At 66.9% G+C, this 26,944-nt stretch carries 27 protein-coding genes; 15 read left to right on the top strand and 12 right to left on the bottom strand.

Annotation, left to right across the window (positions count from 1 at the left end):
• Positions 1–2 precede the first annotated feature (2 nt).
• From rpe to HV770_RS16485, 8 genes are all read right to left on the bottom strand, one after another.
• Complete coding sequence (rpe, locus tag HV770_RS16450) at positions 3–707, bottom strand: ribulose-phosphate 3-epimerase (RefSeq protein WP_175161201.1); 705 nt, start codon at positions 705–707, stop codon at positions 3–5.
• A 21-nt stretch (positions 708–728) separates the two neighbouring features.
• Complete coding sequence (gene fba / locus HV770_RS16455; RefSeq protein ID WP_175161203.1) at positions 729–1,766, bottom strand: class II fructose-bisphosphate aldolase; 1,038 nt, start codon at positions 1,764–1,766, stop codon at positions 729–731.
• A gap of 32 nt (positions 1,767–1,798) precedes the next feature.
• Complete coding sequence (gene tkt, locus HV770_RS16460; RefSeq protein ID WP_175161205.1) at positions 1,799–3,850, bottom strand: transketolase; 2,052 nt, start codon at positions 3,848–3,850, stop codon at positions 1,799–1,801.
• 55 nt (positions 3,851–3,905) lie between these two features.
• A complete protein-coding gene (locus HV770_RS16465) occupies positions 3,906–4,778 on the bottom strand; it encodes a phosphoribulokinase (protein WP_121322256.1) in 873 nt (290 codons plus the stop codon).
• Between the two features lie 82 nt (positions 4,779–4,860).
• Complete coding sequence (locus tag HV770_RS16470; RefSeq protein WP_175161207.1) at positions 4,861–5,964, bottom strand: class 1 fructose-bisphosphatase; 1,104 nt, start codon at positions 5,962–5,964, stop codon at positions 4,861–4,863.
• Between the two features lie 27 nt (positions 5,965–5,991).
• Entirely contained in the window at positions 5,992–7,032 is a 1,041-nt protein-coding gene (gene cbbX / locus HV770_RS16475) for a CbbX protein (RefSeq protein WP_246290946.1), read from the bottom strand.
• Between the two features lie 68 nt (positions 7,033–7,100).
• Complete coding sequence (locus HV770_RS16480) at positions 7,101–7,535, bottom strand: ribulose bisphosphate carboxylase small subunit (RefSeq protein ID WP_175161209.1); 435 nt, start codon at positions 7,533–7,535, stop codon at positions 7,101–7,103.
• Between the two features lie 145 nt (positions 7,536–7,680).
• Complete coding sequence (locus HV770_RS16485) at positions 7,681–9,174, bottom strand: ribulose-bisphosphate carboxylase large subunit (RefSeq protein WP_175161211.1); 1,494 nt, start codon at positions 9,172–9,174, stop codon at positions 7,681–7,683.
• A gap of 469 nt (positions 9,175–9,643) precedes the next feature.
• Here HV770_RS16485 and pqqA point away from each other — a divergent pair, with 469 nt between their 5' ends.
• The 3 genes from pqqA to HV770_RS16500 all read left to right on the top strand — a co-directional run bounded on the left by pqqA (position 9,644) and on the right by HV770_RS16500 (position 11,177).
• Complete coding sequence (pqqA, locus tag HV770_RS16490; protein WP_113062024.1) at positions 9,644–9,718, top strand: pyrroloquinoline quinone precursor peptide PqqA; 75 nt, start codon at positions 9,644–9,646, stop codon at positions 9,716–9,718.
• Positions 9,719–9,818: 100 nt separating this feature from the next.
• Complete coding sequence (locus HV770_RS16495; protein ID WP_175161213.1) at positions 9,819–10,421, top strand: DUF447 domain-containing protein; 603 nt, start codon at positions 9,819–9,821, stop codon at positions 10,419–10,421.
• 18 nt (positions 10,422–10,439) lie between these two features.
• A complete protein-coding gene (locus HV770_RS16500) occupies positions 10,440–11,177 on the top strand; it encodes a (5-formylfuran-3-yl)methyl phosphate synthase (protein ID WP_175161215.1) in 738 nt (245 codons plus the stop codon).
• 124 nt (positions 11,178–11,301) lie between these two features.
• On the opposite strand, the gene HV770_RS16505 is transcribed toward HV770_RS16500, so the two are convergent.
• From HV770_RS16505 to HV770_RS16515, 3 genes are all read right to left on the bottom strand, one after another.
• Entirely contained in the window at positions 11,302–11,892 is a 591-nt protein-coding gene (locus HV770_RS16505; RefSeq protein ID WP_175161600.1) for an amino acid kinase family protein, read from the bottom strand.
• A 125-nt stretch (positions 11,893–12,017) separates the two neighbouring features.
• Complete coding sequence (locus HV770_RS16510; RefSeq protein ID WP_246290948.1) at positions 12,018–13,127, bottom strand: hydantoinase/oxoprolinase family protein; 1,110 nt, start codon at positions 13,125–13,127, stop codon at positions 12,018–12,020.
• A complete protein-coding gene (locus tag HV770_RS16515; RefSeq protein WP_175161219.1) occupies positions 13,124–14,173 on the bottom strand; it encodes an ATP-grasp domain-containing protein in 1,050 nt (349 codons plus the stop codon). The genes HV770_RS16510 and HV770_RS16515 overlap by 4 nt, the downstream gene beginning before the upstream one ends.
• Positions 14,174–14,187: 14 nt before the next feature.
• On the opposite strand from HV770_RS16515, the gene HV770_RS16520 reads away from it, so the two are divergent.
• The 12 genes from HV770_RS16520 to HV770_RS16575 all read left to right on the top strand — a co-directional run bounded on the left by HV770_RS16520 (position 14,188) and on the right by HV770_RS16575 (position 25,818).
• Positions 14,188–14,937: a HisA/HisF-related TIM barrel protein gene (locus HV770_RS16520; protein ID WP_175161220.1), complete on the top strand. Its 750-nt coding sequence runs from the start codon at positions 14,188–14,190 to the stop codon at positions 14,935–14,937.
• Between the two features lie 310 nt (positions 14,938–15,247).
• Positions 15,248–16,660, top strand: coding sequence for a molybdopterin-binding domain-containing protein (locus tag HV770_RS16525; protein WP_175161222.1), 1,413 nt, complete (start codon positions 15,248–15,250; stop codon positions 16,658–16,660).
• Positions 16,657–18,354: a formylmethanofuran dehydrogenase subunit A gene (locus HV770_RS16530; protein WP_175161225.1), complete on the top strand. Its 1,698-nt coding sequence runs from the start codon at positions 16,657–16,659 to the stop codon at positions 18,352–18,354. Before HV770_RS16525 ends, HV770_RS16530 begins: the two co-directional genes overlap by 4 nt.
• 41 nt (positions 18,355–18,395) lie before the next feature.
• A complete protein-coding gene (gene fhcD / locus HV770_RS16535) occupies positions 18,396–19,355 on the top strand; it encodes a formylmethanofuran--tetrahydromethanopterin N-formyltransferase (protein ID WP_175161227.1) in 960 nt (319 codons plus the stop codon).
• Positions 19,352–20,176, top strand: a complete 825-nt coding sequence (locus HV770_RS16540; RefSeq protein WP_175161229.1) for a formylmethanofuran dehydrogenase subunit C — start codon at positions 19,352–19,354, stop codon at positions 20,174–20,176. The genes fhcD and HV770_RS16540 overlap by 4 nt, the downstream gene beginning before the upstream one ends.
• 76 nt (positions 20,177–20,252) lie before the next feature.
• Positions 20,253–20,831 carry a cytochrome b gene (locus tag HV770_RS16545; protein WP_175161231.1) on the top strand — a complete coding sequence of 193 codons (579 nt, stop codon included), beginning with the start codon at positions 20,253–20,255 and terminating at the stop codon, positions 20,829–20,831.
• The gene (locus tag HV770_RS16550; protein ID WP_175161233.1) at positions 20,828–21,844 is read left to right on the top strand and encodes an alpha/beta fold hydrolase; all 1,017 of its coding nucleotides are present in this window, start codon (positions 20,828–20,830) and stop codon (positions 21,842–21,844) included. The genes HV770_RS16545 and HV770_RS16550 overlap by 4 nt, the downstream gene beginning before the upstream one ends.
• The gene (gene pqqB, locus HV770_RS16555) at positions 21,841–22,779 is read left to right on the top strand and encodes a pyrroloquinoline quinone biosynthesis protein PqqB (RefSeq protein WP_175161236.1); all 939 of its coding nucleotides are present in this window, start codon (positions 21,841–21,843) and stop codon (positions 22,777–22,779) included. Before HV770_RS16550 ends, pqqB begins: the two co-directional genes overlap by 4 nt.
• Positions 22,780–22,843: 64 nt before the next feature.
• Positions 22,844–23,614, top strand: coding sequence for a pyrroloquinoline-quinone synthase PqqC (gene pqqC / locus HV770_RS16560; RefSeq protein WP_175161238.1), 771 nt, complete (start codon positions 22,844–22,846; stop codon positions 23,612–23,614).
• A gap of 5 nt (positions 23,615–23,619) precedes the next feature.
• Positions 23,620–23,910 (top strand): pyrroloquinoline quinone biosynthesis peptide chaperone PqqD, encoded by a 291-nt coding sequence (gene pqqD, locus HV770_RS16565; protein WP_175161602.1) that lies wholly within the window; start codon positions 23,620–23,622, stop codon positions 23,908–23,910.
• A 4-nt stretch (positions 23,911–23,914) separates the two neighbouring features.
• The gene (gene pqqE, locus HV770_RS16570; RefSeq protein WP_175161240.1) at positions 23,915–25,159 is read left to right on the top strand and encodes a pyrroloquinoline quinone biosynthesis protein PqqE; all 1,245 of its coding nucleotides are present in this window, start codon (positions 23,915–23,917) and stop codon (positions 25,157–25,159) included.
• Entirely contained in the window at positions 25,156–25,818 is a 663-nt protein-coding gene (locus HV770_RS16575; protein ID WP_175161242.1) for a response regulator, read from the top strand. Before pqqE ends, HV770_RS16575 begins: the two co-directional genes overlap by 4 nt.
• Here HV770_RS16575 and HV770_RS16580 read toward each other — a convergent pair.
• Positions 25,788–26,849 (bottom strand): ATP-binding protein, encoded by a 1,062-nt coding sequence (locus HV770_RS16580; protein WP_175161243.1) that lies wholly within the window; start codon positions 26,847–26,849, stop codon positions 25,788–25,790. The two genes, HV770_RS16575 and HV770_RS16580, sit on opposite strands and share 31 nt — an antisense overlap.
• Between the last annotated feature and the right edge of the window lie 95 nt (positions 26,850–26,944).

Consider the following 26,944-nt stretch of genomic DNA (forward strand, 5'->3'; position numbering starts at 1 on the left):
CATCACAGCGCGGCCACGCCCGCGCTTTGCGCCACCGTATCGAGTTCGTCGTGCAAGCGGCCGATTGCCTGCTTGCGATCGGGTGCGCCGAACACGGCCGAACCGGCCACGAACACATCGGCGCCGGCCGCGGCGATTCGCGCGATATTCGACGCATTGACGCCGCCATCGACTTCGATCAGCAGTGGCCGGCCGGTACGCTGCATGGTCGTGTCGACACGCTCGCGCAACAGCCGCAGCTTGTCCAGCGTTTGCCCGATGAACGCCTGGCCGCCGAAGCCCGGATTGACCGACATCACGAGCACGACGTCGAGCAGGTCCATCACGTGATCGAGCACGGCGAGCGGCGTGGACGGATTCAGCGCGAGCCCGGCGCGCACCCCGTGCGACTTGATCAGTTCGATGGTCCGATGCACATGCAGCGACGCCTCGGGATGAAAACTGATCGAATTCGCGCCTGCCTCGGCAAAGCCGGCGACGAGCGGATCGACCGGCATCGTCATCAGATGCACGTCGAACGGCATCGTCGTATATGGCCGGATCGCCGAGCACACCAGCGGTCCGACGGTCAGGTTCGGCACGTAGTGGTTATCCATCACATCGAGATGAAGCCAGTCCGCGCCGGCTGCGCTCACGTCGCGAACCTCGTCCGCAAGACGGGCGAAGTCCGCCGACAGCAGCGACGGGGCAATCAGGAATTCACGCATCACGTTCTCCCCGCCAATGGTTCAGTGATAGCGGTGCGCCATCGCGTCGAGCGGGAGCGGCTTGATCCGTGCCGCCTGGCCTGCGCAGCCAAACGCCTCGAAGCGCTCGGCGCAGAGTGCGCTCGCGGCCGCCGTCGCCGCCTTGAGCGCCGCGCGCGGATCGAACTCGGAGCGTGCGTTGGCGAGCGACTTGCGCATCGCGCCGCTCATCGCGAGCCGGATGTCGGTGTCGATGTTGACCTTGCGCACGCCATGCGCGATGCCGCGCCGGATTTCCTCGACCGGCACGCCATACGTCTGCGGAATTTCACCGCCGTATTCGCGGATCACCGCCAGCCATTCCTGCGGCACCGACGACGATCCATGCATCACGAGATGTGCGTTCGGAATCCGTTCGTGAATGTCGATGATCCGGTCGATCGCGAGAATGTCGCCGGTCGGCTCGCGGCTGAACTTGTAGGCGCCATGGGAGGTGCCGATCGCGATCGCGAGCGCATCGACGCCGGTCGCTTCGACGAAGCGCCATGCTTCCTCGGGGTCGGTGAGGAGATCGTCACGCGCGAGCTGGCCGCTGGCGCCGACGCCGTCCTCCTCGCCCGACATGCCGGTTTCGAGCGAGCCGAGGCAACCCAGTTCGCCTTCGACCGAGACGCCCACCGCGTGCGCCGCTTCCACCACGCGGCGGCTTACCTCGACGTTGTAGTCGTAAGCGGCGGGCGTTTTCTGATCCGGCAGCAGCGAGCCGTCCATCATCACCGACGTAAAACCCGAGCGGATCGCCTGCTGGCAAACCGCGGGGCTCGCGCCGTGATCCTGATGCAGCACCAGCGGGATATCCGGGTGCGCCTCCAGCGCGGCGAGCACCAGATGGCGCAGATAGGGCTCGCCCGCATACTTGCGCGCGCCCGCCGAGGCCTGCAGGATCACCGGGCTGTTGGTGGCCTCGGCGGCTCGCATGATCGCGTGAATCTGCTCCATGTTGTTGACGTTGAACGCGGGCACGCCGTAGTCGTGTTCGGCCGCGTGATCCAGCAGCTGCCGCAGGGTGATGAAGGCCATGACTGACTCCTCGAGATGAAAATCGGTTCGGCTCAGCGCGCGCGTTGCGCGACGCGGCGTGCGGCGTCCACCACCGCCTGCGCGCTCAGATTGAAATGTTTGAACAGCGCGGCGGCCGGGGCCGATTCACCGAACGAATCGATACCCACGACGCCGCCGTCCAGCCCGACGTATTGCCGCCAGAACGCGCTGACGCCCGCCTCGATCGCGACGCGCGGCACGCCCGGCGGCAGCACCGTCTCGCGCCACGCGGGCGTTTGCCGGTCGAACGCGGTGGTGGACGGCATCGACACGACGCGCGCGGCGATGCCCGCGGCTGCGAGGGGCGCCACGGCATCGAGCGCGAGCGCGACTTCGGAGCCGGTTGCGATGAGCACGACGCGTGCGTGGGACGCAAGCGCCGGGTCGTCCGGCCAGTCGCGCAGCACGTAACCGCCCCGCGCGATGGCCGCGATCTGCTCGGCAGCGCGGGTGACGAACGGCAGGTTCTGCCGGCTCAGCAGCAGACATGAAGGCCCGTCCCGTTCGACCGCGGCAACCCACGCCTGCGCGGTTTCGACCGTGTCGCACGGACGCCAGACGTCCAGGCCCGGAATCAGCCTGAGGCTCGCCGCATGTTCGACCGCCTGGTGCGTCGGGCCGTCCTCGCCAAGCCCGATCGAATCGTGCGTGAAGACAAAGATCGTGCGCGTTTTCATCAGCGCGGCCATACGCAGTGCGTTGCGCGAATAGTCGGAGAACGTGAGGAACGTGCCGCCGAACGGCAGATGCCCGCGATGCAGCGCGATGCCGTTCATCACCGCGCTCATGCCGAACTCGCGCACGCCGTAGTGCAGATAGTTGCCGCCTTGCAGGCCGCCGTCGTCGGTGCGGACTTCGGTCGCGCCTTTCCAGTCGGTCAGGTTCGAGCCGGTCAGATCGGCCGAGCCGCCGAGCATTTCCGGCAAGCTGCGCGCGAGCGCGGCGATCGCCTGTTGCGAGGCCTTGCGCGTCGCAATCGATTCGGCCGCGCAATCGGCGTCACGCACCAGCGCGCGAACCGCGTCGGGCCAATGCGCGGGCAGCGCGCCCCGCATGCGCCGCTCGAACTCGGCGGCCTCGTGCGGATAGTGCTGGCGGTAAGCCTCGAAACGCGCGCGCCAGTCGGCTTCGGCGGCCTCGCCACGCGCGCTCGCGTCCCAGCTTGCGCGGACTTCGCCGGGCATCTCGAACGGCGCATGCGCCCAGCCGAGCGCCTGGCGGGTTCGCGCGACCTCGTCGGCGCCAAGCGGCGCGCCGTGCACGTCGTGCGTCCCGGCCTTCGACGGCGAGCCCTGGCCGATCACCGTCCTGCAGCAGATCAGCGTGGGGCGGTCCGCGGCGTGAGCGGATTGCAACGCGCGATCGACCGCATCGACGTCGTGTCCGTCCACATCGCGCACCACGTGCCAGCCATAGGCGGCGAAGCGCGCCGGCGTATCGTCGGCGAACCATTGCTGCACATGACCGTCGATCGAGATGCCGTTGTCGTCGTAGAGCACGGTCAGCCTGTCGAGCTTCAACGTGCCCGCGAGCGACGCCGCTTCGTGCGAGATGCCTTCCATCAGGCAGCCGTCGCCAGCGAACACGTACGTGCGATGATCGACGATCCGATGTCCGGGCCGGTTGAATTCGCGTGCGAGCAGCGCCTCGGCCAGTGCCATGCCGACGCCGTTCGCGAGCCCCTGGCCGAGCGGGCCGGTGGTCGTTTCGACACCCGGTGTGACGCCTACTTCGGGATGCCCCGGCGTTTTGCTATGCAACTGGCGAAAGCGCTTCAACTCGTCGATCGGCAGGTTGTAGCCGCTCAGATGCAAAAGGCCATACAGCAGCATCGAGCCGTGCCCGTTGGACAGCACGAAGCGGTCACGGTCGGGCCACGCCGGATTGCGCGGATTGTGTTTCAGATGGCGGTCCCACAACGCAACCGCAATCTCGGCCATGCCGAGCGGCATGCCGGGATGCCCTGATCGGGCCGCTTCCACCGCATCGATCGCAAGCATGCGCAACGCGTCGGCCATCAAGCGGGTGGCGGGTACGACCAGCGGGTCTGCGACAGCACTCATCGAATCTCTCCTTGCGAAATGAACGCGCTCTGCGCCGACAGGCACACGGCACGCCTCAGGCGCGCGCGCGCCGGTCGATCAGTTGCAGAATCATCGGCGTGAAGATCAGCTGCATGGCGAGCCCCATCTTGCCGCCCGGCACGACGATCACGTTCGGGCGCGACATGAAGGAGTCGTGCAGCATCGTCAGCAGATACTGAAAGTCGATCCCCTTCGGCCGCGCGAAGCGGATCACCACGAAGCTCTCGTCCGGCTGCGGAATCTCGCGGGCGGTGAACGGATTCGAGGTGTCCACGGTCGGCACACGCTGAAAGTTGACATGAGTGCGCGAGAACTGCGGGCAGATGTAGTTCACGTAATCGGGCATGCGGCGCAGGATCGTGTCGACCACCGCTTCATGCGAGTAGCCGCGCATTGTCTGGTCGCGGTGCAGCTTCTGGATCCATTCGAGGTTGATGATCGGCACCACGCCGATCAGCAGATCCGCATGCCGCGCAATGTCCACCTGGTCGGTCACGGCCGCGCCGTGCAGCCCTTCGTAGAACATCAGGTCGGTGCCGGGCGCGACATCCTCCCACGGCGTGAAGGTGCCGCCATCCTGTTTGTACAACTGCGATTCGGCGGCGTCGTGCACGTAGTGGCGCAACTGGCCGGTGCCGCTTTCGCCGTAGCGCGTGAAAAGCGTCTCCAGCTCTTCGAGCAGATTCGCCTCCGGGCCGAAATGGCTGAAGTTCGGCGCGCCGTCGTGTTCATGCTCCTTCATCGCCGCGCGCATGCCGTTGCGGTCATAGCGATGGAACGCGTCGCCCTCGACGATCTGCGCGTTGATGTGCTCGCGTCTGAAGATATGGGTGAAGCTCTTCATGACGGTCGTGGTGCCGGCGCCGCTCGAACCGGTCACGGCGATGATCGGATGTTTGACTGACATAGGTTGGTTGTCTCCGGATGGCAATGTTCTGGCCGCCTTCGTACCGGGCGGTGCGCGACCTGCTGCCGCTGCCTGCGGCGCGTTACGCGGTGAAATCCGGCAGAAACAGCGAACGCGGGCTGAACAGCGGCGACGTGAACGGCTTGTCCTCGCCACGATCGTATTCGCCGTGATAGCGCGCGATGCGTTCGACTTCGTTCTTCGAGCCGAGAATCACCGGCACGCGTGCGTGCAGCGCATGTGGACGGACGTCGAGAATGCGTTCGCGCCCGGTGATCGACAGGCCGCCGGCCTGCTCGACCAGAAAGCTCATCGGGTTCGCTTCGTAGAGCAGCCGCAGGCGCCCTTCCTTCGCCGGCGTTTTCGAATCGCGCGGATACATGAAGACGCCGCCGCGCATCAGGATGCGATGCACCTCCGCGACCATCGACGCGATCCAGCGCATGTTGAAGTCGCTCGCCCGGCAACCGCTGCGGCCGTCCTTGCACTCCTGCACATAGCGGCGTACCGGCGGTTCCCAGAAACGTTCGTTTGAGGCGTTGATCGCGAACTCGACGGTATCTTCAGGAATCCGGATGTTCGAATGCGTGAGCACGAAATTGCCGATGTCACGCTCGAGCGTGAAGCCGTGCGTGCCGTTGCCGACCGACAGCACGAGCATCGTCGACGGCCCATACACCGCGTAGCCGGCCGCGACCTGCTCGCAGCCCGGGCGCAGGAAGGCGGCGTCGCCCACTGCGTTCCTGTCGCTGCCGTTCACGCGCAGCACCGAGAAAATCGAACCCACCACGCCGTTGATGTCGATATTCGACGAGCCGTCGAGCGGATCGAACGCAAGCAGATAATCGCCACGCGGATAGTGCGGCGGAATCGCGTACACGTCTTCCATTTCCTCCGATACCATCGCCGCCAGCAGGCCGTCCCACTCGCATTGCTGCACGAAGATCTCGTTGGTCGCGACGTCGAGCTTCTTCTGCTCCTCGCCGTGCGTGTTGACGGTCTGCGCGGATCCGTAGTGGCCGCCTAGCGAGCCTTTCGTGAGCATCGCCGAGATCGACTTGATCGCGGCGGCCACGTCGATCAGCAGCGCCGAGAGCCCGGCCGTCTCCCCACCGTTCCCGGGCGACGGCTGCCGGTCGAGCGTGTCGATCAGGAACTTCGAGAGTGTCGTGCGTCCGTCCTGCATGGCGTTTCTCCTGGAGGGTGTCATGACTCAGCCTGACGGCGCCGTATGGGCGCGCGATGTCGGTATGGACGGCAGCGGCTCGTCGAAGACGCGGCTCGCGCGCACGTCGGTTGCGTCGATTAGCGTGAGCGCGGCGGCGTCGATCGGCGCGCCGCCATCGAGCGCGCTCGCGAACAGCCGGTTGGCCTGGCGCAGCCGCGCGCGGTCGAGCGCATTGCGCACCGAACGGGCGTTGGCGAAATTCGGTTGACGGATGCGCCGCGCGAGATAGTCGGCGAACGCGTGCCGCGACGCCGCGTCCAAGCGGTAGTGCATGGTGCCGAGCATTCGCTCGGCGATATCGAGCAGTTCGGCTTCGGCGTAATCGGGAAACGTGATGTGATGGGCGATGCGTGAGCGGAAACCCGGATTGCTCTCGAAGAACACTTCCATGCGCGAAGCGTAGCCCGCCAGAATCACCACGAGATCGCCGCGCTGGTTCTCCATGGTTTGGAGCAGGATTTCGATCGCCTCCTGGCCGTAGTCGCGCTCGTTTTCCGGGCGATACAGGTAATAAGCTTCGTCGATGAACAGCACGCCGCCCATCGCGCGCTTCAGTACATCACGCGTTTTCGGCGCGGTATGGCCAATGTACTGCCCGACCAGATCGTCGCGCGTGACGGAGACCAGATGATTGCGGCGAATGTAGCCGAGCCGGTGCAGCACCTCGGCCATGCGCAGCGCGACCGTCGTCTTGCCGGTGCCGGGATTGCCGGAAAAGCACATGTGCAGCGTCGGCGCCGCGCCCGCGAGGCCAAGCGAATCGCGCGCGCGCTCGACCAGCAGATGAGCGGCCACCTCGCGGATGCGGGTCTTTACCGGCGCGAGCCCGACCAGATCGCGATCGAGTTCGCCGAGCACGTCGCCGATGCCGGAGTCCCGATACAGCGCCGCGAGATCGACGTGCGGCGCCTCGTTGCGCAGGCGCGGCGCGTCGGCTTGCGGCGCGGCGGACCGCGTGTCCGGCGCATCGGGGCTTCGCGGCATCGATGACAGAATCGCGTCCGCTATGGCAGCGTTGTCTCTCATTGCTCCTCCTTGTGGCGATTCGTCTCGATTTGTCGAAGATCGCTTCACGTTGCATGCCTCGCGTGCATTCAGCGCCCTGCCCCTGGCCCATAGCGCTCGCCCGACGGCCGGTCACTCGCATAGCCCGCGAGACCGTAGCGCTGCACGCGCCCTTGCGCGTCCTGACGCGTGAGACGGAAGCCCGGCTCCTCGTCCGGCCGGTTGACGATGAACGACAGCCGCATCGTCTCGAAGCTGCGCACCGAATCGAACGCATTGACCTTGATGTAGTGCTGCGGCCGTGCCGCGCGGCAGGCCTTCACTTCCTGCAACACGCCAGCCGCGTCGTGCAGATCGAACATCGGCAAGCCCCACATTTCCCAATAGGTGTTGCGCGGATGCGGGTCGTCGGTGAATTCGACCGAACATGCCCAGCCCTGGCGCAGCGCGTAGTCGATCTGCAAGCCGATCTCTTCGTCGGTCAGCTCGGGCAAAAAAGAGAACGTTCCTTGTGTGATGCGCATGACGAACCTCGTTGATTGATGTCACGTTCGGATGAACGGCGCCAGCAGTCCCTCGCGGTGCGGTGGCACCGCCATATGGAGCCGCGTGTGAATCGGCAATGGGCGCTGACCCGATGCCTCGCGTTGCCGACGTCGCTTACATCGCTTAGGCTGCCGTTGGCGTGGCGGCGAAATCCGGCGTATCGGTGGACGCGTAGTTGAAGGTCACATCTCGCCACGTATCGAGCGCCTGCTTGAGCGGCGTGCACCAGCGAGCGGCGGCCTCGAGCACCTCCGGCCCCTCGTTGAGAATGTCGCGGCCTTCGTTGCGCGCCTTGACCATCGCTTCGAGCGCGACACGGTTCGCGACCGCGCCCGCCTGAATACCGCCCGGATGGCCGATCGTGCCGCCGCCGAACTGCAGGATCGCGTCGTCGCCGAACAGGTCGAGCAGTTGATGCATTTGCCCCGCGTGAATCCCGCCCGACGCCACCGGCATCACCTTACGCAAGCCGGCCCACGGCTGATCGAAGAAAATCCCGCGCGACAGATCGACCGCGTTGCGCGCGTCGCGGCAGACGTTGTAGTAACCCTGCACCGACAACGGATCGCCTTCGAGCTTGCCGACCGCCGTGCCCGCGTGCGCATGATCGACGCCCGCCATGCGCAGCCACTTCGCGATCACGCGAAACGAAATGCCGTGATTGCGTTGTCGCGTGTACGTGCTGTGTCCGGCGCGATGCAGATGCAGGATCATGTCGTTGCGGCGGGCCCAGCGCGACATCGACTGGATCGCGGTCCAGCCGATCACGAGGTCGATCATGACGATGCACGAGCCGAGCTCCTTCGCGAATTCGGCGCGCTCGTACATGTCCTCCATCGTGCCGGCCGTGACGTTCAGATAATGACCTTTGACTTCGCCGGTCTCCGCTTGCGCGCGGTTCACCGCGTCCATCGAAAACAGGAAGCGGTCACGCCAATGCATGAAGGCCTGCGAGTTGATGTTCTCGTCGTCCTTGAGGAAATCGAGGCCGCCGCGCAAGCCTTCATAGACGACCCGCCCATAGTTCTTGCCCGAGAGACCCAGCTTCGGCTTGACAGTTGCGCCGAGCAGCGGCCGCCCATACTTGTCGAGCCGTTCGCGCTCGACGACGATGCCCGTCGGCGGTCCCTGGAAAGTCTTCAGATAAGCAACGGGTATGCGCATGTCTTCGAGACGCAGCGCTTTGAGCGGCTTGAAACCGAACACGTTGCCGATGATCGAGGCGGTCAGGTTCGCGACCGAGCCCTCTTCGAACAGATCGAGGTCGTAAGCGATATAGGCGAAGAACTGGGGCTCGTCGACGCTCGAGGCAGGCACCGGCTCGACGCAATAGGCTTTGGCGCGATACATGTCGCACGCGGTCAGCCGGTCGGTCCACACGACCGTCCACGTCGCCGTCGACGATTCGCCGGCCACCGCGGCCGCCGCTTCCTCCGGGTCCACGCCGGGCTGCGGCGTGATGCGAAACAGCGCGATGACGTCGGTTTCCTTCGGCTCGTAGTCGGGTTGCCAGTAACCCATCTCGCGGTATTTCATGACACCTGCTGCGTACCGTTCGCGTGGATTGCGCGGATTGCGTTCGGGCTCGATCACCACCGGTTGACTGAAATCGTTCATGACGTGTCCTCGAATGTGGCAAGCGCGTTGCCGGAAGAACGAAGCGCTTGAGTTGCACTGTAGGCACGGACGACGCTAAGGGGAATTCACGATTTTATTTGGCAGACTTAACCGATCCGTTATCGATTGCATATTGCCAAGCGGATTGCCGGCAGCGTTCGAGGTTTCGGTGCAGAATGTGTTGGAGACGATGCGAGGAATCACGTGACATCGCAATTAGCGTCACCCGATTGCAATGGAACACTTTGCTTCGTTTTCGCCACACCGCGCGGCAGCCCTGCGGGGCAGGCTGTGTGGCCGTGGCGCCGGTGTAATTCGGCAGACGCTGTATTGCGGTCCCGACGCGCGCCGGCGCATCCCTCGGCAGCACGCATAGGCATAAAGCTTGCGTAATGCCGGATGCCGCCGAAGTCCGCCACCAGGCCGGGCCGGCGGCGCAACGCTGTTTCAATCCATGGAGGAAGCACGTATGCAATGGACCACTCCGAGCTACACCGATGTGCGTCTCGGTTTTGAAATCGTGATGTATGTCGCTACGCGTTAAACCCTCAGAAGGGCCGCTTGCCGCGGCCCCTCTGTGGTCCGTCATTGTCGTTAGCTAACCGGCCGGCCTTTCGGCGCTGTCAGGACACGCGTTCTCACTCATGATCCACGAAACGATCGTCACCACGGCAGCGTGCGATGGCCGTCCTCACATCGCCCCGATGGGCGCGCGCTATGAGGGTGACCATGTCATCCTTTCCCCTTTTCGCCCGTCCACCACGCTCGACAATATCGTGGCGTCGCGGGCGGCAGTTCTGAATTTCACCACCGACGTGCGGGTCTTTGCAGGCTGCGTCACGCATTGCATGACCGACTGGCCCACGCTGGCCGCAAGCTGCGTCGCCAGTGTGCGGCTCGCCGAATCGCTCGCGCACGCCGAACTCGAACTCGACGAATTGCGCGACGATGCCGAACGCCCGGTGCTGCGCATGAAATGCGTGTACCGCGAAAATCACGCGCCTTTCGCCGGCTTCAACCGCGCGCAATCGGCAGTGGTCGAAGGCGCGATTCTCGTGAGCCGGCTCTTCATGCTGCCCGCCGACAAGGTCGATCGCGAGATGGCCTACCTGCAGATCGCGATCGACAAAACCGCCGGCGACAACGAGCGCACGGCATGGGGCTGGCTCGTCGCCGCCGTCGCGCGGCATCGTGCGAGCCTCGAATCGTCCGGCGGCCACACCGCCACCGCTGCCGTTCACCACTAGTTTTTCCGGAGATCACCGATGACCGCATTGCTTGCGAGCGTCCGCTCGGATGACGAAGCATTCGACGCCGCTCGCGCCGGCGCCGAACTGATCGACCTGAAGGAGCCGAATGCGGGCGCGCTCGGCGGTCTCGCGATCGGTGAGATTACGAACATCGCCCGGCAACTGCGCGCGCGCTACCCGGTCAAGCCGATCAGCGCGACGATCGGCGACGTGGCCGCCGACGCGTTCGACGAGATCGCCTCGCGTGTGATCGAAGTCAGCGATGCGGGCGTCGACTATGTGAAGGTCGGCGTGGCGCGTGGACCGTCCGCGCGGCGCTGCATCGAGCAACTGGCAAATCTGCCGGCGGCGGTGGTGCCCGTGCTCCTGTGCGACGGCGGCATGGACGACGATGTGGTCACGCACACGGCCTCGCTCGGCTTTGTCGGCGTGATGTTCGATACCGCCGCCAAGGACGGCAGCACGCTGTTCGATCACGTAGATGTCGATACGCTCGCGCGCTGGCTGCGGCTCACGCGCGCGCGCGGCGCGATGGGCGGCATCGCCGGTGCGCTCGGGTGGGCGCAACTGGCGCAGATTCGGGCGCTCGCGCCCGACGTGGCGGGCTTTCGCACCGCGTTATGCGCGGACGGGCGGCGCTCGCGGCTCGATCCGCAGCGCGTCGCGCAATGGGCCAGCGCCTTGCATCGGCCCGGCGAGCGGGGTGTAGGCGGCGCATCGGCGCAAGGCGAGGCGAACGCGGCGCGGCAATAACGAACGCGTGGGGCGCCGGTGAGCCTGGCGCTCCTGGCGTTCTCTTCGCCCTGCGAAGCATGGGTGAAACGACAAGAACGGCCCATGGAATCAATCGAGCCGATAGAACGGGTAAGTCCATCCATCACGTGACCGGGCTGTTAAGCAGCCGGTCACGCATCAACGCCACGCTGTTCTTGTCGAACAGTTCGACCACATAGTTCGCATCCTTCACGTAGTCGACAAAACGGCGATCGACCACCCCCGTCGCGGCCAGCGTTTCGAGCGCGTCGTCGGCGGCGATCGGACAGGACTTCACCACGATCAGCCGCTCCGCGTTGAGCATCGTCGACAGCCAGGCCGCGAGGCTGTCCGAGGTCGTGTCCCAGTTGCTCATCGCATCGGGCGTGTCGCGCATCAGCGCGGTCGGCACCCATACCGCGACGTGCCCGTCGCGCAATGTGCGGCGAATCTTGGCCTCGCTCGACGCCAGCACGAGTTCGGGGAACACGCCCTTCATCAGCAGCGCGTACTGGGTCATCGCGAGCAGCGACATGTTGTGCGCGGCGAGGTCGTCGAAGCGCCACTCGTTCTGGTATTGCCGCACCTTGTCCGCGAAATCGCCGCCGCCCGGCACGATGACGACGCGCCCGCCCCCGATCTCGCATAGCTCGGCGAGCCAGTGGCGCAGCGTCGGCTCGTGACTGAGACTGCCTCCGATCTTGACCACCCACATGACTGTTGTCCTCGCTTCCGGTTGAGTGCCCGTCTGTTCCGTCATGCTGCCAACCTCGTTCATGGGCGCGCGCGGCTGCTTGCGCGTCCTATCGTTGGACGGCGCTGCGCGCTGCCGTTTTCATCTCACGCCACGCGGCGCGCGCCTTGCTCACCGGCGTGGTGTTCGCCGAGCGCGAGCAGCGCGACCGCCACGCTCGGCGCGCAGGTCGCCGCCCACGGCGCGCAACTGTCCGGCACGCCCGCCAGCGTGCCGAAGTCGACATAGCCGCGCGCCTCCTCTCGCGCCAGCGCGGCGACAAGGAAGCGGCCGCAGCCCGCGCCCACCAGCGGCGCTGTGCTCAATCCGGGACGCGCCGCGGCCACCCGCGCGAGGTTCATGCCGATTTCGCGCAACTGCAGCGCGCGCCAGCGCTGCGCGAAGCGGCGCCACTCGATCGCGTCGGCTTCATGCGCGTCGCGCCCGATCATGCGGGCGAGCCGCGCGCTACTCGCGACCTGCGTCTTGGGTCCCTGGTCGGCGCTCGGATGCACGTCGTGCAGCGGGTTCAGCTCGCCGGTCAGCCGGTAGATGTCGGCGCTGGTCGCGAACCATTCGTTCATCACGTTGACCGTGACGCCGCCAAAGTCGATGCGATGCGCGATGCCGCACAACGGCGTGCGCACGACCCCCTGGTACACGAGTTCGCCGGTGGCGAGCCGGCCGGCGTCGGTCGCGGCGCGCGCGACGACGCGGCCGCCGACGATCGGAATGATGTCGGTGGTCGTGCTGCCGATATCGACGAGCACCGCGTTCGGCACGCCAGTGGCGACCCAGCGCGCGGTCGCGAGCCAGTTTGCCGACGCGACGTGGCGCCAGTTGGCCGCGCAAGCGTCGGCGGCGAGCCAGCCGGCATCGCCGCCGTAGAACCTGAGCCGCGCACCGAGCCGGTGAGCGAGCGTGGCGACGATCGCGCGCACGCCTTCGGCGCGGTCCGCGAACAGGTCGACCATCTCGCCGGTCATGGTCACCGCGTGCCGCGCATCGGCCGCGCGAGCCTGCGGCCAGCGCTCGAACACGAGTTCGACGGTGCGCTCCAGATGGTCGAGTCCCTGCCACAGCGGGCAGGCCCATTGCGCGACATCGAGCACAGCGCCGCTGCGATCGGCCATCGACACCTTCACATGCGCGCCGCCGACGTCCCAGCCGAACGCCGTGGCGTCCGGCCCCGCACCGGCGGGATGCGCGGCGCTCAAGGCTGCGCCCCGAGGGTCGGCCGCGACGGACCCGCGCACGTTGCAGCGCATCGCTCGATGGGCACCCCATGCGCCTCCAGCAATGCGCGCGCGAGCTTGCCGCCGCGTGTCGCCGCGAGCCCCGCGTAAGCCACCGTGAGACGCGGATTCACCTCGATTACGACCGGTCCGCGCTGCGGATGCCACACCACGTCGATGCCGACGAAACCACGCAAGCCCGGCAGCGCCATCGCGACGCGCAGCGCGAGCGCGCTCAGCGTGCGGCCCTCGTCGCTGAACCGATCGAACTGATCGACCAGCACGCCGTCGAATTCGACGATCTGCGGTTGCCGGGAAGACCTGCCACCGGCGCTCAACCCAATCTGCTGCCGGTTGATGCTGACGACTTCGGCATGCCGGTCGCGGCAGATCAGCGACAAGCTCAGCGGCTCGCCGTCGACCCATTCCTGCAGCACCGGGTTGCGCGCCGCAGCCGCGCGCGCGTCGTACTCGGCGCAGGCATCGGCGAAGCGGTCGAAGACGAAGGTATCGAGGCCGCCCGCGCCGTCGTCCGGTTTCACGACCCAACGGCCTTGCGCCTGTTCTCCCGCTTGCCCGGGTTCAAGCGCGCGCGTCGCGGCAATGCCGTGCGCGGCGAGACACGCCGCAGTCGCGCTCTTGCTCGACGCCACGCGGATCGCCTCCTTTGCGCAGCCAAGCCAGCGGGCCGCGCCGACCGCATCGTAAAAGCGCAGCAGCAAGCCGTCGCATTCGGGCGCGATGATCCACGCGTAGTCGTGTTCGCGCGCGGCGCGCGCGACGAAGGCCGTCATCGATTCGCCGGGCGCGGCCATACAATGACGCTGCCCCGGCTCGGGCGTTTCGAAACGCGAGGTCGCGAAGGTGACCTGCACGCCGTCGAGTTCGCGCAGATCGGCGACCAGTGCGTCGCGCATTACGCGTCCTTCGACGATCAGCGCGCTCAGGTCGGCGAGACTGCCTGCTCCGGCCAGTGCGGGATCGATGCCCCCGCCGGTGAGATACTCGTAGACAAAGATCTTGGTCAAAGGAACGCGCCCCTATGCAGGTGATACCGGTTCTCGATCTGCTCGACGGCCATGTGGTGCGAGCCGTGCGCGGCGAGCGGACAGCCTATCGGCCCATCCAGTCCCGCCTCGCCGCCGCCAGCGAGCCGCTTCCCCTCGCCCGCGCGCTGCTCGCCGCGAGTGGCGCACGCACGCTGTATATCGCCGACCTCGGCGCGATCCTGCAACAAGGCGCGCATGCCGCCGAACTCGCCGCGTTGCGTGCCGCGCTGCCCGGTGTCGAGCTCTGGCTCGACGCGGGCTATGCGGACTATGCGTCGATGCGCGCGCTGTTCGACCACATCGACGCCATCGGCCAACGCGACGGCCATGCTGCTCACCCCCCATCGCTCGCGACTCTCGTGCCCGTGTTCGGCACGGAGACGCTGCGTGATGTCCACGCACTACCCGCGGCGCAAGCCGCCGGCCTAGCGCCGATCCTCTCGCTCGATCATCGGGCGGGCCGCCTGCTCTCGGTCACGGCGCTCGACCCTTCGTCGGCTTGGTGGCCCTCGCGTGTGATTGCGATGACACTCGATCAGGTCGGCAGTTACGCCGGCCCCGACCTCGACACCTTCGAACGCATCCGCGCCAGCGCCGCGTCGCACACCACGGTGATCGGCGCGGGCGGCATCCGCTATCGCGCCGATATCGACGCCGCGGCCGGCACCGGTGCAACGGCGTGGCTCGTCGCCTCCGCGTTGCACGACGGGCAGATCAACGCCGCGCAACTCGAATCGCTGTAGGCTTGCCATACAATTTCCATGCCACGCGGCGCGCAGGCTCTGCATGTAAACGAACGACAAGCTAATGGCAAGCCAGACGGGCTGCGCGTGACACTCTGCTCCAGCCGCGCACACAACCTGTACGGCGCAGACGCGCTGAACCATGTTGATTGCATCGAGACTGGCTGTTGATCGGACGTTGCCAGCCGATACGCGTCGCTCGTTCGAATCCCGCCGTGCATAAAGCAACACAACAGTGCATGTCAGCCGTGATATGACCGCGCCGGCGCACCGCTGCATCGGTCGGCATGGAGCTTGCTAAAAGTGCGCCATGCACCTTTCGCCCACCGATCCATCGACTTCCCGCACGAGCGCATCGGGCGCCGCCGGCGCACCGGCGATCACCCGCGACTGGACCTGCCCGTTCTGCCCATTGCTCTGCGACGACCTCGTCGTGGGTTCGCACGCTGACGGCACGCTCACGGTGCCGGACACCGAATGCCCGCGGCTGTCGCAGGCGCTCGCGCAGTTCGGTGCGGCGCACATGCAGGGCGGCGCGGTCGTGGACGGCAACGAGGCGGATCGCGATAGCGCATTGGCGCGTGCCGCGCAGATTCTGGCGGACGCGCGGCGTCCGCTATTCGGCGGACTCGCCACCGACGTCGCCGGGGCTCGTGCGCTCTACACACTCGCAGCCGGATGCGGCGCGATGCTCGACCATCTGCACGGCGACGCGCTGAGCGCCGCGACGCTCGCGTTGCAGGACCGTGGTTCGTTCTTCACGACGCTCTCCGAAGTGCGCTCGCGGGCCGACTTGCTGGTGTTCTTCGGATGTCAGCCATCGCGGCGTTATCCGCGGTTTTTCACGCGCACGCTGATGGGCATGGAGACCGAGCGTGAGCTGATCTTCGTCGGCAGCGCGGTGGACCCGGCGGCGGCCGGCCTCACTCATGCGCGCGCGCAAACGCTGCTGCCGCACGCCGATCCCTACGACACGCTCGCCCTCTGGTCCGCGCTTGCTGAGGGACGCGCCCCCGAGGCGCTGCACAACGACAGCAGCAACGTCGACCCCGGCGCTGCGGCGACGCTCGCCGCACTGCAGACGCGCATCGCCGCAGCGCGCTACACAGTGCTCATCTACGAACCGGCCGCCTTGCCCGGCCCGCATGCGGCCCTGCTCATCGAAGCTCTGAACCGGATCGTCAAGGCGGCGAACCGCACGACGCGTGCGGCCTGCCTTGCGCTCGGCGGCGACGACGGCGCGTTGACGGTCAACCAGACGGTGACGTGGCTCTCCGGCATGCCGCTGCGCACGCGCGTGTCGACGCCCGCGCGCCTCGCCGGCACCGCGCCGCTCGACCACGATCCGTACCGCTATCGCACCGCCCGGCTGCTCGCCGACGGCGAAGTGGATGCGCTGCTGTGGGTCGCGAGCTTCACACCGCAGGCATGGCCGGCCTCGCTCGATCCTGCCATTGCGCTGATCGTGCTCGGTCATCCGGCGCTCGCAGCAGCAACGAAGGCGCGCGGCGCGAACACCGTGTTCATTCCGGTCGCGACGCCGGGCATCGACAGCACCGGTCATCTGTTTCGCGTCGACAGTTCGGTCGTGCTGCCGCTTGCCGCCGCGCGTGGCGCCGCGCTGGACACTGTGGCGTCGCTTGCCGCTCAGTTGACCGGGCGGTTGACGGCGCAGCGGACCACGCGCCCCGATGCACAGCACACCGCGCAGGAGCACCCATGACGCTGGTCCGGCTGAAAGGCGGCACGATCTTCGACCCGGCCAACGGCGTGAACGGCGAGCGCCGCGACCTGAGTTTCCGCGACGGACGCATCGTCGACGTACCGGCGAACACGCCGGCCGATCGTGAATACGACGCCACCGGCATGATCGTGATGGCGGGCGGCATCGACCTGCATTCGCATATCGGCGGCGGCAAGACCAATCTGTCGCGGCTACTGCTGCCAGAAGACCATCGCGCCGATCCACTGCGCGACGCCGCTTACGAATCGGTGCAGGACGATGCGGGCCGCTATCTACGTCTGCCGTCGTGCGGCGTCTGCACGCCTGGCACGCTCGCCACCGGCTACCGCTACGCCGAAATGGGCTACACGGCCGCGTTCGAACCGGCGATGATGCCGTCCAACGCGCGCCACACGCACCTCGAAATGGGCGACACGCCGATCATCGATCACGGCGCCTACGTGATGCTCGGCAACGACGAACTGTTCCTGCAGATGCTCGCGGCGCGCGACGACTTCGAGCGCCTGCGCGATTACGTCGGCTGGACGATTCATGCTAGCAAGGCGCTCGGTGTGAAAGTGGTCAACCCGGGCGGTATCTCCGCGTTCAAGTTCAACCAGCGTTCGCTCGACGTCGACGAACCGCACGTGCATTACGGCATCACGCCGCGCGAGGTGCTGCACACGCTGTCGCGCGCGCTGACCGAATTGCGCGTGCCGCATCCGCTGCATGTGCATGCGAGCAATCTCGGCGTGCCCGGCAATCTCGATTCGACGATCGCGACCATGGACGCCGCCGATGGCCTGCCGATCCATCTGACGCACATCCAGTTTCACAGCTACGGTGTGGAAGGACCGCAAAAGTTTTCGTCGGGCGCGCGGCGGATCGCCGATGCAGTGAACGCGCGGCCGAACGTATCGATCGACGTCGGCCAGATCATCTTTGGACAGACCGTCACGGCCTCGGGTGACACGATGATGCAGTTCCGCAACACACCGCTCGCGCGGCCGCACAAGTGGGTGGCCGGCGACATCGAATGCGATGCGGGTTGCGGCGTGGTGCCGTTCCGTTATCGCGAGCAAAGCTACGTGAACGCGTTGCAGTGGATCATCGGCCTCGAGATTTTCCTGCTGGTCGACGACCCCTGGCGCGTCGCGATGACCACCGATCATCCGAACGGCGGCCCGTTCACGAGTTATCCGCATCTGATTCGCCTGCTAATGGACAAGTCCTTTCGCGACGAGCAGCTTGCGAAGCTGCATCCCGACGCGCCGGTGGCGAGCGCATTGCCGGAGCTGAAGCGCGAGTTCTCGCTCTACGAAATCGCGATCATCACGCGCGCCGGTCCCGCGCGGCTGTTGGGTCTGCGCGACCGTGGCCATCTGGGTGCGGGCGCGGCGGCGGACATCGCCGTCTACCGCGACGAGCCGGACCGCGAGCGGATGTTCACGTCGCCCGCGTATGTGTTCAAGGACGGCGAGCTGGTCGCGCGCGACGGCACGCTCGTCGCGACGCCGACCGGCGGCATTCATTTCGTCGCGCCGGAATTCGACCGCGGCATCGAGAAAAGACTGCGCGCCTATAGCGACGCGAACCTCGCGAGCAACTTCGCGCATGCGGCGATCAGCGATGACGAAGTCTGCCTCTGCTGCCGCGGCGGGCGTCTGTTGCCCGTCGACTGTCTGGCTAACTGATTGATCGACGCAAACCCATCAAGGCAATCCACGCGCCCCCAATGAACGCCCCGGCCACTCTCGAGATCAACGGCACCGCGATCGACGCCACCTTCGCGGAGGCCTTTCCGATGAAGGCGACCCGGCTCATCATCACCGCGCATACGCCCGTCTGGGCGATGCACGCGGCGAACTCGCTGACGGGCTTCGCGACGTCGGTGATCGGCTGCGGTTGCGAGGCGGGCGTCGAGCGCGCGCTCTCGCCCGGCGAGACGCCGGACGGCCGGCCCGGCGTCTCGGTGCTGCTGTTCGCGGTGTCGTCGAAGGAACTGGCGAAGCAGATCGGGCGGCGCGTCGGACAGTCCGTGCTCACCTGCCCCACGACCGCCGTGTTCGGCGGCATCGACCCGGCCGTGAGCCGCGCGCCGCTGTCGGATCGCGCGGCGCTCGGCAGCGGCCTGCGTTTTTTCGGCGACGGCTGGCAGATTTCGAAGATGATCGGCGACACCCGTTACTGGCGCGTGCCGGTGATGGACGGCGAGTTCGTCTGCGAGGATACGGCGGCGACCGTCAAGGCGGTCGGCGGCGGCAACCTGCTGTTTCTCGCCCGCGACACCGACGCGGCGCTCGCCGCCGCCGAAGCCGCCGTCGCGGCGATGCGCCGGCTGCCGAACGTGATCATGCCGTTTCCCGGCGGCATCGTGCGCTCGGGCTCGAAGATCGGTTCGCGCTACAAAGGCGCGAGCGCCTCGACCAACGACGCATTCTGTCCGAGCCTGATCGGCCTGTCGGGGCACAGCGAACTCAGCGCGGAGGTGGGCTGTGTGCTGGAGATCGTGATCGACGGCCTCACCGATGCCGATGTCGGCGCGGCGATGACGGCCGGCATCGCCGCGGCCTCGGCGTTGGGTCGGGCGCGCGGCGTGCTGCGCATTTCGGCGGGCAATTACGGCGGCAAGCTCGGGCCGTACCACTTTCATCTGCATGCGCTGGCGGCGGGTCTCGACGGAGGCCGCGCATGAGCACGACGACTTTGCGCCTGACGTGCGCACCCGGTTTTCGCGTCGACGCCGCCGCGCTGCGGCCCACGGCGCTGGCGGCGCTAAGCGTGGCCGACATCGAGCGCATCGTGCTGCCGTCCGGCAACGAGTGCTGCGCGGTCGGCGACGTGTTCCAGGTGTCGCGCGATGAGACGGCCGACGACACGGCCGCGTTGATCATCGAAGACGCCGCCGCGTGGCTCGACCGGCTCGGCGCGCAGATGGACGGCGGCCGCCTCGCCGTGCACGGTGCGGCCGGCGACTACAGCGGTTTCCGAATGACAGGCGGGGTGCTGGAGATCGACGGCGACGTCGGGCATTTCACCGGCTGCGAGATGCGTGGCGGCCGGTTGACGGTCGACGGCGACGCCGGCGATTTCATCGCCGGCGCGCTGCCGGGCGACATGGAAGGCATGAGCGGCGGCACCCTGACGATTCACGGCAACGCAGGCGCGCGCCTCGCCGACCGGATGCGCCGCGGCCTCGTGCTGGTCGGCGGCGACGCGGGCGAATTCGCGCTCTCGCGGCTGGTCGCAGGGACGGTGGGCGTGGCGGGCCGCCTGGGCCCGCATTATGCCTATGGGATGAGGCGCGGCACACTGCTGCTCGCGCAGCGCCCCGCGCATCTGCCGGTGACATTCACCGGCGGCGGCGGCGGTTTCGACGTATTCTGGTCATTGCTCGTGCGCAGTCTCGCCAACGAAATCGCGCCGTTTTCGCAGTGGCGCGCCGAGCACCTGCCGGCTCGCTACACAGGTGACCTGGCGGTCGACGGGAGAGGGGAAATACTGATCGCCGGCTGACCGGCCAGGCCGCGCGAGCCCCGCTCGGACTGAAACGGCGTTGGCAAGAAACAGCCAGACAAAGATGGAGACAGGCATGAGGACAGCGCAATCGCCAGATGCGAAGCCAGCTCCCGGCATCGACGCCGGCGCTCGCGGGCCGCGCTATGCGGGCGAGATGATCGCGCTGCATTGGCTGATCGCGCTCGGCATCCTCGGCCTGCTGGCAGTCGGCTTCTATATGGTCGGATTGCCGAAGGGTTTGCCGGTCAAAGCGACGTTGATCAACCTGCACAAGTCGCTCGGGCTGACTGTTTTCCTGCTGGTGCTTCTGCGCATCGTGGCGCTGGCGGCCTTCAACCGGCCGCCTCTGCCGCCGATGCGAGCGTGGCAACGCGCCGCCGCGCGCATTACGCAGGGTCTTTTATACGTCGGCATGATCGTGATGCCGCTGGCCGGCTATCTCGGCTCGTCGTTCAACCGTTTCGGGACGCGCTTCTGGGGCCTCCCGCTGCCGAAGTGGGGCTGGGAAGACCCGCACCTGCGTGAGCTTTTCTTCGGCATTCACAAAGCCACGGCCTATGTGCTGATCGCTTTGATCGTGGTGCACGTGGCGGGTGCGCTCAAGCATCAATGGATCGATCGCGACAACCTGCTCGCGAGGATGCTGCCATGACGATACGCCGCAGGGAGCCCGCCGCGCGGCAAGCGTCGCCGTCGCTCGAAACCGGTACGCTGCGCACGCGCGACAGTCATCGCGTGTGGTTCGCGGTGGCCGGCGCGGCCGACGGCGTGCCGATCGCGGTATTGCATGGCGGCCCCGGCAGCGGCAGTCAGCCGGGTTCCCTGCGGCTCTTCGATCTGAACCGTTTTCGCGTCGTGCTGATCGATCAGCGCGGCACCGGCGCATCGACGCCGCATGGCAGCGTGCGCCACAACCGCACCGATTATCTGATCGACGATCTCGAAGCGATCCGCGAGCGGCTCGGCTTCGAACGCTGGGGCCTGCTCGGTGGATCGTGGGGCGCGGCGCTCGCGCTCGCGTATGCCGGGCAGCGTCCGCAGTCGGTCACGGGCGTAGTGCTGCGCGGCCTCTTTCTCACTTCCGCACGCGAAGTTCGCGCGCTGTTCGTCACGTCCCGCCGACGCGCGCCGCGCGCGTGGTCCCGGTTGTGGACGGCGGCCGGGTGCGAGCGGCCTGTGGATCTGGCGGCCCGCTGCGGCGCCGGCCTGCAATACGGTGCGAATGGAACGCGGCAACGCGCGCTCGCGCTCGCATGGCGCGGCTATGAAAACGAGGTGCTGGCGAGCGCCGCCACGCGCCGCGCAATGCAGCCTCGCACGCGGCACTCGCTACGGCTCGCCCGCAAGCTGATCGGCAAATACCGGATTCAGAGCCACTATCTCGCGCATCGCTGCTGGCTCGGCGAAACGCGCTTGCTGTCGCTCGCACGGCACGCCGCGTCGGCCGGTGTGCCGCTCGCCGCCGTGCACGGCTCGCGCGACCCGGTCTGTCCCGCGACGAATCTGCGGCGCCTCGCGCGCGCAGTTCCCGCCGCGCAGGTCGAGTGTGTCAACGCGGGTCATCTGGGGAGCGATCCGGCGCTTCACGAACGCGTCGCGCAGACGCTCGCCGCGATGTTCATCCCAACTGTTCAGGAGGGGCGCAGCCTGCGCCACGTCGCATGAAAATCAAGGTGCTCGGCTCATCGGCGGGGGGCGGTTTTCCGCAGTGGAACTGCAACTGCCGCAATTGCGACGGCTTGCGCCGCGGCACGCTGAAGGCCACGCGCCGCACGCAGTCGTCGATTGCGGTGAGCGCGAACGGCGAGGACTGGATGCTCGTCAATGCGTCGCCCGATCTGCTCGCGCAGATCGCCGCGCACCCCGAGCTTCAGCCCGCTCGCCGCGCGCGCGACAGCGGCATTGCCGCCGTGCTCGTGATCGACGCGCAGATCGACCATGTCACCGGCCTGCTGATGCTGCGCGAGCGCGACACGCCGCTGCCGCTCTACGCGACCGACGCCGTGTGGCAAGACCTGCGCTCCGGCTTTCCGGTCGCGCCGATCCTCTCGCACTATTGCGGCGTCGAGCATCGGCGCATTGCGCTCGACGGCGCGCCGCTCGCCGTCGACGCGTTGAAGGGCGTGCGCATCGACGCGCTGCCGCTGTCGAGCAAGGCGCCGCCCTACTCGCCGCATCGCGACGCGCCCGAGCGGGGCGACAACATCGGGCTCATGCTGACCAATCTGGAATCGGGCAAGCGCGTGTTCTACGCGCCGGGACTCGGCGCGATCGAAGACCACGTGCTCGCCGCGATGCGCGAGGCGGACCTGCTGCTGGTGGACGGCACGCTGTGGACGGGCGACGAAATGATCCGCCTCGGCCTGTCAAAGAAGACGGCCGCCGACATGGGGCATCTGCCGCAGACCGGCGCGGGCGGCATGATCGACACACTGGATTCGCTCGAGGCGGACCCGCTGGGCAATGGGCGCAAGGTCCGCAAGGTGCTCATCCATATCAACAACACCAACCCGATTCTGGTCGAGGACGGCCGCGAGCGGCGCGTGCTCGCCGAGCACGGCATCGAGGTCGCTTACGACGGCATGGCGTTCGAACTTTGAAGCATGAATGTATGAAGGAGCACTGACGAGGCGCGGCTGTAATCGATAAAAACACGGAGATGGCATGAACGCGAAAGATACTCATGAGACGCCGCCGATGCGCGACGCGAGTGCAAGTACGGGTACGCAGCGGACCTCGGGCGTCGACGCGCCCGCGTGGAGCCGCGAGGAATTCGAGGCGCAATTGCGCGCGAAAGGCGCGGCCTATCACATTCACCACCCGTTCAACGTGAAGATGAATAGCGGCGGCTGCTCGCGCGAGCAGATTCGCGGCTGGGTCGCGAACCGCTTCTACTATCAGATCAACATTCCGCTGAAGGACGCGGCGGTGCTCTCGAACTGTCCGGATCGCGAGACGCGCCGCCGCTGGGTATTGCGCATTCTCGATCACGACGGCTATGACGGCGCGGAGGGCGGCATCGAAACCTGGGCGCGTCTCGCGGATGCCGTGGGCCTGTCGCGTGACGAACTCTGGTCGCTCGAACACGTGACGCCCGGCGTGCGCTTTGCCGTCGACGCCTACGTGAATTTCGCGCGCCGTGCGCCGTGGCAGGAATCGGTCTGCTCGTCGCTCACGGAGATGTTCGCGCCGCAGGTTCATCGCGACCGGCTCGCGAGCTGGCCGGAACACTATCCGTGGATCGAGCCCGAGGGCCTCGCGTATTTCCGCTCGCGCATTTCGCTCGCGCAGCGCGATGTCGAACACGGGCTCGAAGTCACGCTCACGCATTTCACGCGGCGCGATCAGCAGGAACGGGCGCTCGACATCCTGCAGTTCAAGCTCGACATTCTGTGGACCATGCTCGACTCGATCGAAAAGGCCTTCCCACAATGAACGCCATGAACGACCCCGCACGCGCCGGCGACGCTACCGAAGCCGCCCTTCCGCTGACGATCGCCAGGCCATTCCGCCTGCAGTGGGAACCCGCGCAGAACGCGCACGTGCTGCTCTATCCCGAGGGCATGGTGAAGCTCAATCAAAGCGCCGGGGAAATCCTCAAGCGCTGCGACGGCACCCGGGACATGGCCGCGCTGATCGCCGAACTGGAGCAGGCGTTCAACACCACCGGGCTCGGCGCCGAAGTGCGGGCCTTCATTGCCGACGCGCATACGCGCGGCTGGCTGGAGTAGCGCGATGACCGATCTGTCGCAACCGGTTGCTCAACCCGTCGTCGGGATACAGCCCGACAACCCCGACGCCGTGCCGCCGCCGCTCTGGCTGCTCGCGGAGCTGACCTATCGCTGTCCGCTGCACTGCGCGTTCTGCTACAACCCGCTCGACTATACGGACCACAGCCGCGAACTCAGCACCGCGCAATGGATCGACGTGCTGCGCGACGCGCGCGCGCTCGGCGCGGTGCAGCTCGGCTTTTCCGGGGGCGAGCCGCTGGTGCGCGACGACGTCGAAGTGCTGGTGGAGGAAGCGCACAGACTCGGCTTCTACACGAATCTGATCACCTCGGGTGTCGGCCTCACCGACAAACGGCTCGACGATCTAAAGGCGGCCGGGCTCGACCACATCCAGTTGTCATTTCAGGATTCGACGCAGCAGTTGAACGACTTCCTGAGCAGCACACGCACCTTCGATCTGAAGCAGCGCGTCGCCACGTCGATCAAACAGCATGGCTTTCCGATGGTGCTCAACTGCGTGCTGCATCGCTATAACCTGCCGCACGTCGACAAGATCATCGAGATGGCGCTGGCGATGGGCGCCGAATACCTGGAGCTCGCGAACACGCAGTACTACGGCTGGGCACATGCGAACGAGGCGCAGTTGATGCCGACGCGCGAGCAGCTCGACGAAGCCGAGGCGGTGGTCGCGCGCTATCGCCGCACGCATGGCGAGCGCTGCAAGATTTTCTTCGTCGTGCCCGACTACTTCGAGAACCGCCCCAAACGCTGCATGAACGGCTGGGGCGCGGTCTTTCTCGGCGTCGCGCCGGACGGCGCGGCACTGCCCTGTCACGCGGCGCGCGGGCTGCCCGGCCTCGTGCTGCCGAACGTGAAAGACACGCCGTTGCGTGACATCTGGTACGAAAGCGATGCGTTCAACCGATTCCGCGGCTTGAAGTGGCTCAAGGAGCCGTGCCGCAGTTGCGAAGAAAAGGAACGCGACCTCGGTGGCTGCCGCTGCCAGGCCTATATGCTCACCGGCGACGCGGCCAACGCCGATCCCGTGTGCGACAAGTCGCCGTTTCACGAGACCGTGGTGAAGGTCGTGCAACGCGCGGCCTCGGCGTCGGCTTGCGCTTCTGCAGGAACCGCCGCGCCACGCGAGCAACCGATCCTGTTCCGTAACGATGCCAATTCGCGCAAGCTCGCGAGCGCCGCCCGCGAGCCCGACGTCAGCGGCGGCAGCGGCAGCGGAGCAAAACCATGACTGCGGGAACCATCTCCGTCCTGCTCGTCGACGACCATGCGGTCGTGCGCGAAGGCTATCGGCGTCTGCTCGAACTGAACTCCGACGTGCAGGTGTGCGGCGAGGCCGCCGACGCCGCCCAGGCTTACCAGCGCTTTTGCGCATTGCAGCCCGACGTGGTCGTGATGGACGTGTCGCTGCCCGGCGCGAGCGGCGTCGAGGCGATGCGGCGCATGCTCGCGCGTGAGCCGGATGCGCGCGTGCTGATCTTCAGCGTGCATGAAGAGTCGATCTTCGTGCGCCGCGCGCTCGATGCCGGCGCGCTCGGCTACGTGACGAAAGCCAGCGCGCCCGATGTGCTGGTGGAAGCGGTGCGCGCCATCGCGCGGCGCACGAGCTATCTGAGCCCGGATATCTCGCAGGCGCTCGCGATGCGCACCGCCTTCAGCGAAGGGCCGCCCGGGCGTCAGTTGTCGGCGCGCGAGTTCGAGGTGCTGCGTCTGCTCGTGCAGGGCTATACGCTGCCGAGCATCGCCGAGAAGCTGGGGCTGAGCCAGAAGACGGTGGCCAATCATCAATCCGTGATCCGGCAGAAGTTCGGCGCCGACAACGGCGTGCAGCTTGCGCAGATGGCGAGCCGGCTCGGACTTCAGTTCACGGGTTCGGCCAGCCCGGCATGAGCGGGCACGCGCGCGCAAAACAGAAAGCCGCCTTGCGGCTCGCTTGCCACGTGGAATTCGCCGCCGAGCGCTTCGACGCGCTCGCGCATGCCGATCAGCCCGAGGCCGGCGCGCGGCTTCGTGAGGTCCGTACCGGGGCCGTCATCGGCCATGGTCACGACGATCTCGTCGGTCAGCGGGTTGGTCCCGTCCGCGCTGTGCGTCTCTCGTGGCGCGCGCACCATGAACACCTCCACGCGTGAACCGCGCGCGAATTTCGACACGTTCGTCAGCCCCTCCTGCACGAGGCGGTAGAGCGTGATGGTCAACGCGTCGCTCAGGCCGCTGTAATCCCCTTCGACCGTCAGAGAAAACGAGGCATCGGGCAGCCGCTCGCGCCAGCCGTCGATGCAATGTTCAAGCGCGCTCGGCAAGCCGAACTCGTCCAGACCGATGGGCCGCAGGCGGCGGATCATGTCGCCGATCTGCCGGTACACGTGGCTCGCGCTCTGGATCAGACCGAGCGCGATGCGATGGATCTCCGGGTCGTGGGCGCGGGGGGATGCGGGGGGTTGTGCGCGGCTTTGCGTGTTGTCCTGGCCGCTGGACAGATCGCGGATACGTGCGGCGTCGAGTGCGATCGCGTTCAGGTACTGGCCCAGTTCATCGTGCAGTTCGCGCGCCAGATAACGGCGCTCGAACTCCTGTGCCTGCAGCGCCTGACTGGCGAGCCGCCGGTTGTCGGCGAGCAGCCGTTCGGCCTGTTCTTCCAGCGCGCGGCGGCGGTTCAGTTCGCGGCGCGCATCTCGGTAGCGCCGCCACGCAAACCACGCGAGGCCGATGGAGAGGACGCACAACGTGGTCGGCAATTCGTCGAGCTGGAAGCGCTCCATGCCACGGGTGAACCGGTAGGCCCGTTCGCTGAGATCGAATTCGGCGGCCAAGATGCCGGCGAGCGCGGTCACGGCGAGCACCCATGCGAGATCGCGCCAGATTGTCGAGACTGGCGACGGGCTGCCGGCGGAGGATGGGTGGGTCGGTTCGCTTGACATGACGTCTGCATTCTACCCAGCGCGCTCGTGCGCAGCGGACTTTTGCGAGCCTTTTCGGCGCGTTTGCCTGACAGATCGGGAAAAGCTCCCGCGCA

The organism is Paraburkholderia fynbosensis (assembly GCF_902859935.1).
In the GTDB taxonomy this organism is placed as follows: domain Bacteria; phylum Pseudomonadota; class Gammaproteobacteria; order Burkholderiales; family Burkholderiaceae; genus Paraburkholderia; species Paraburkholderia fynbosensis.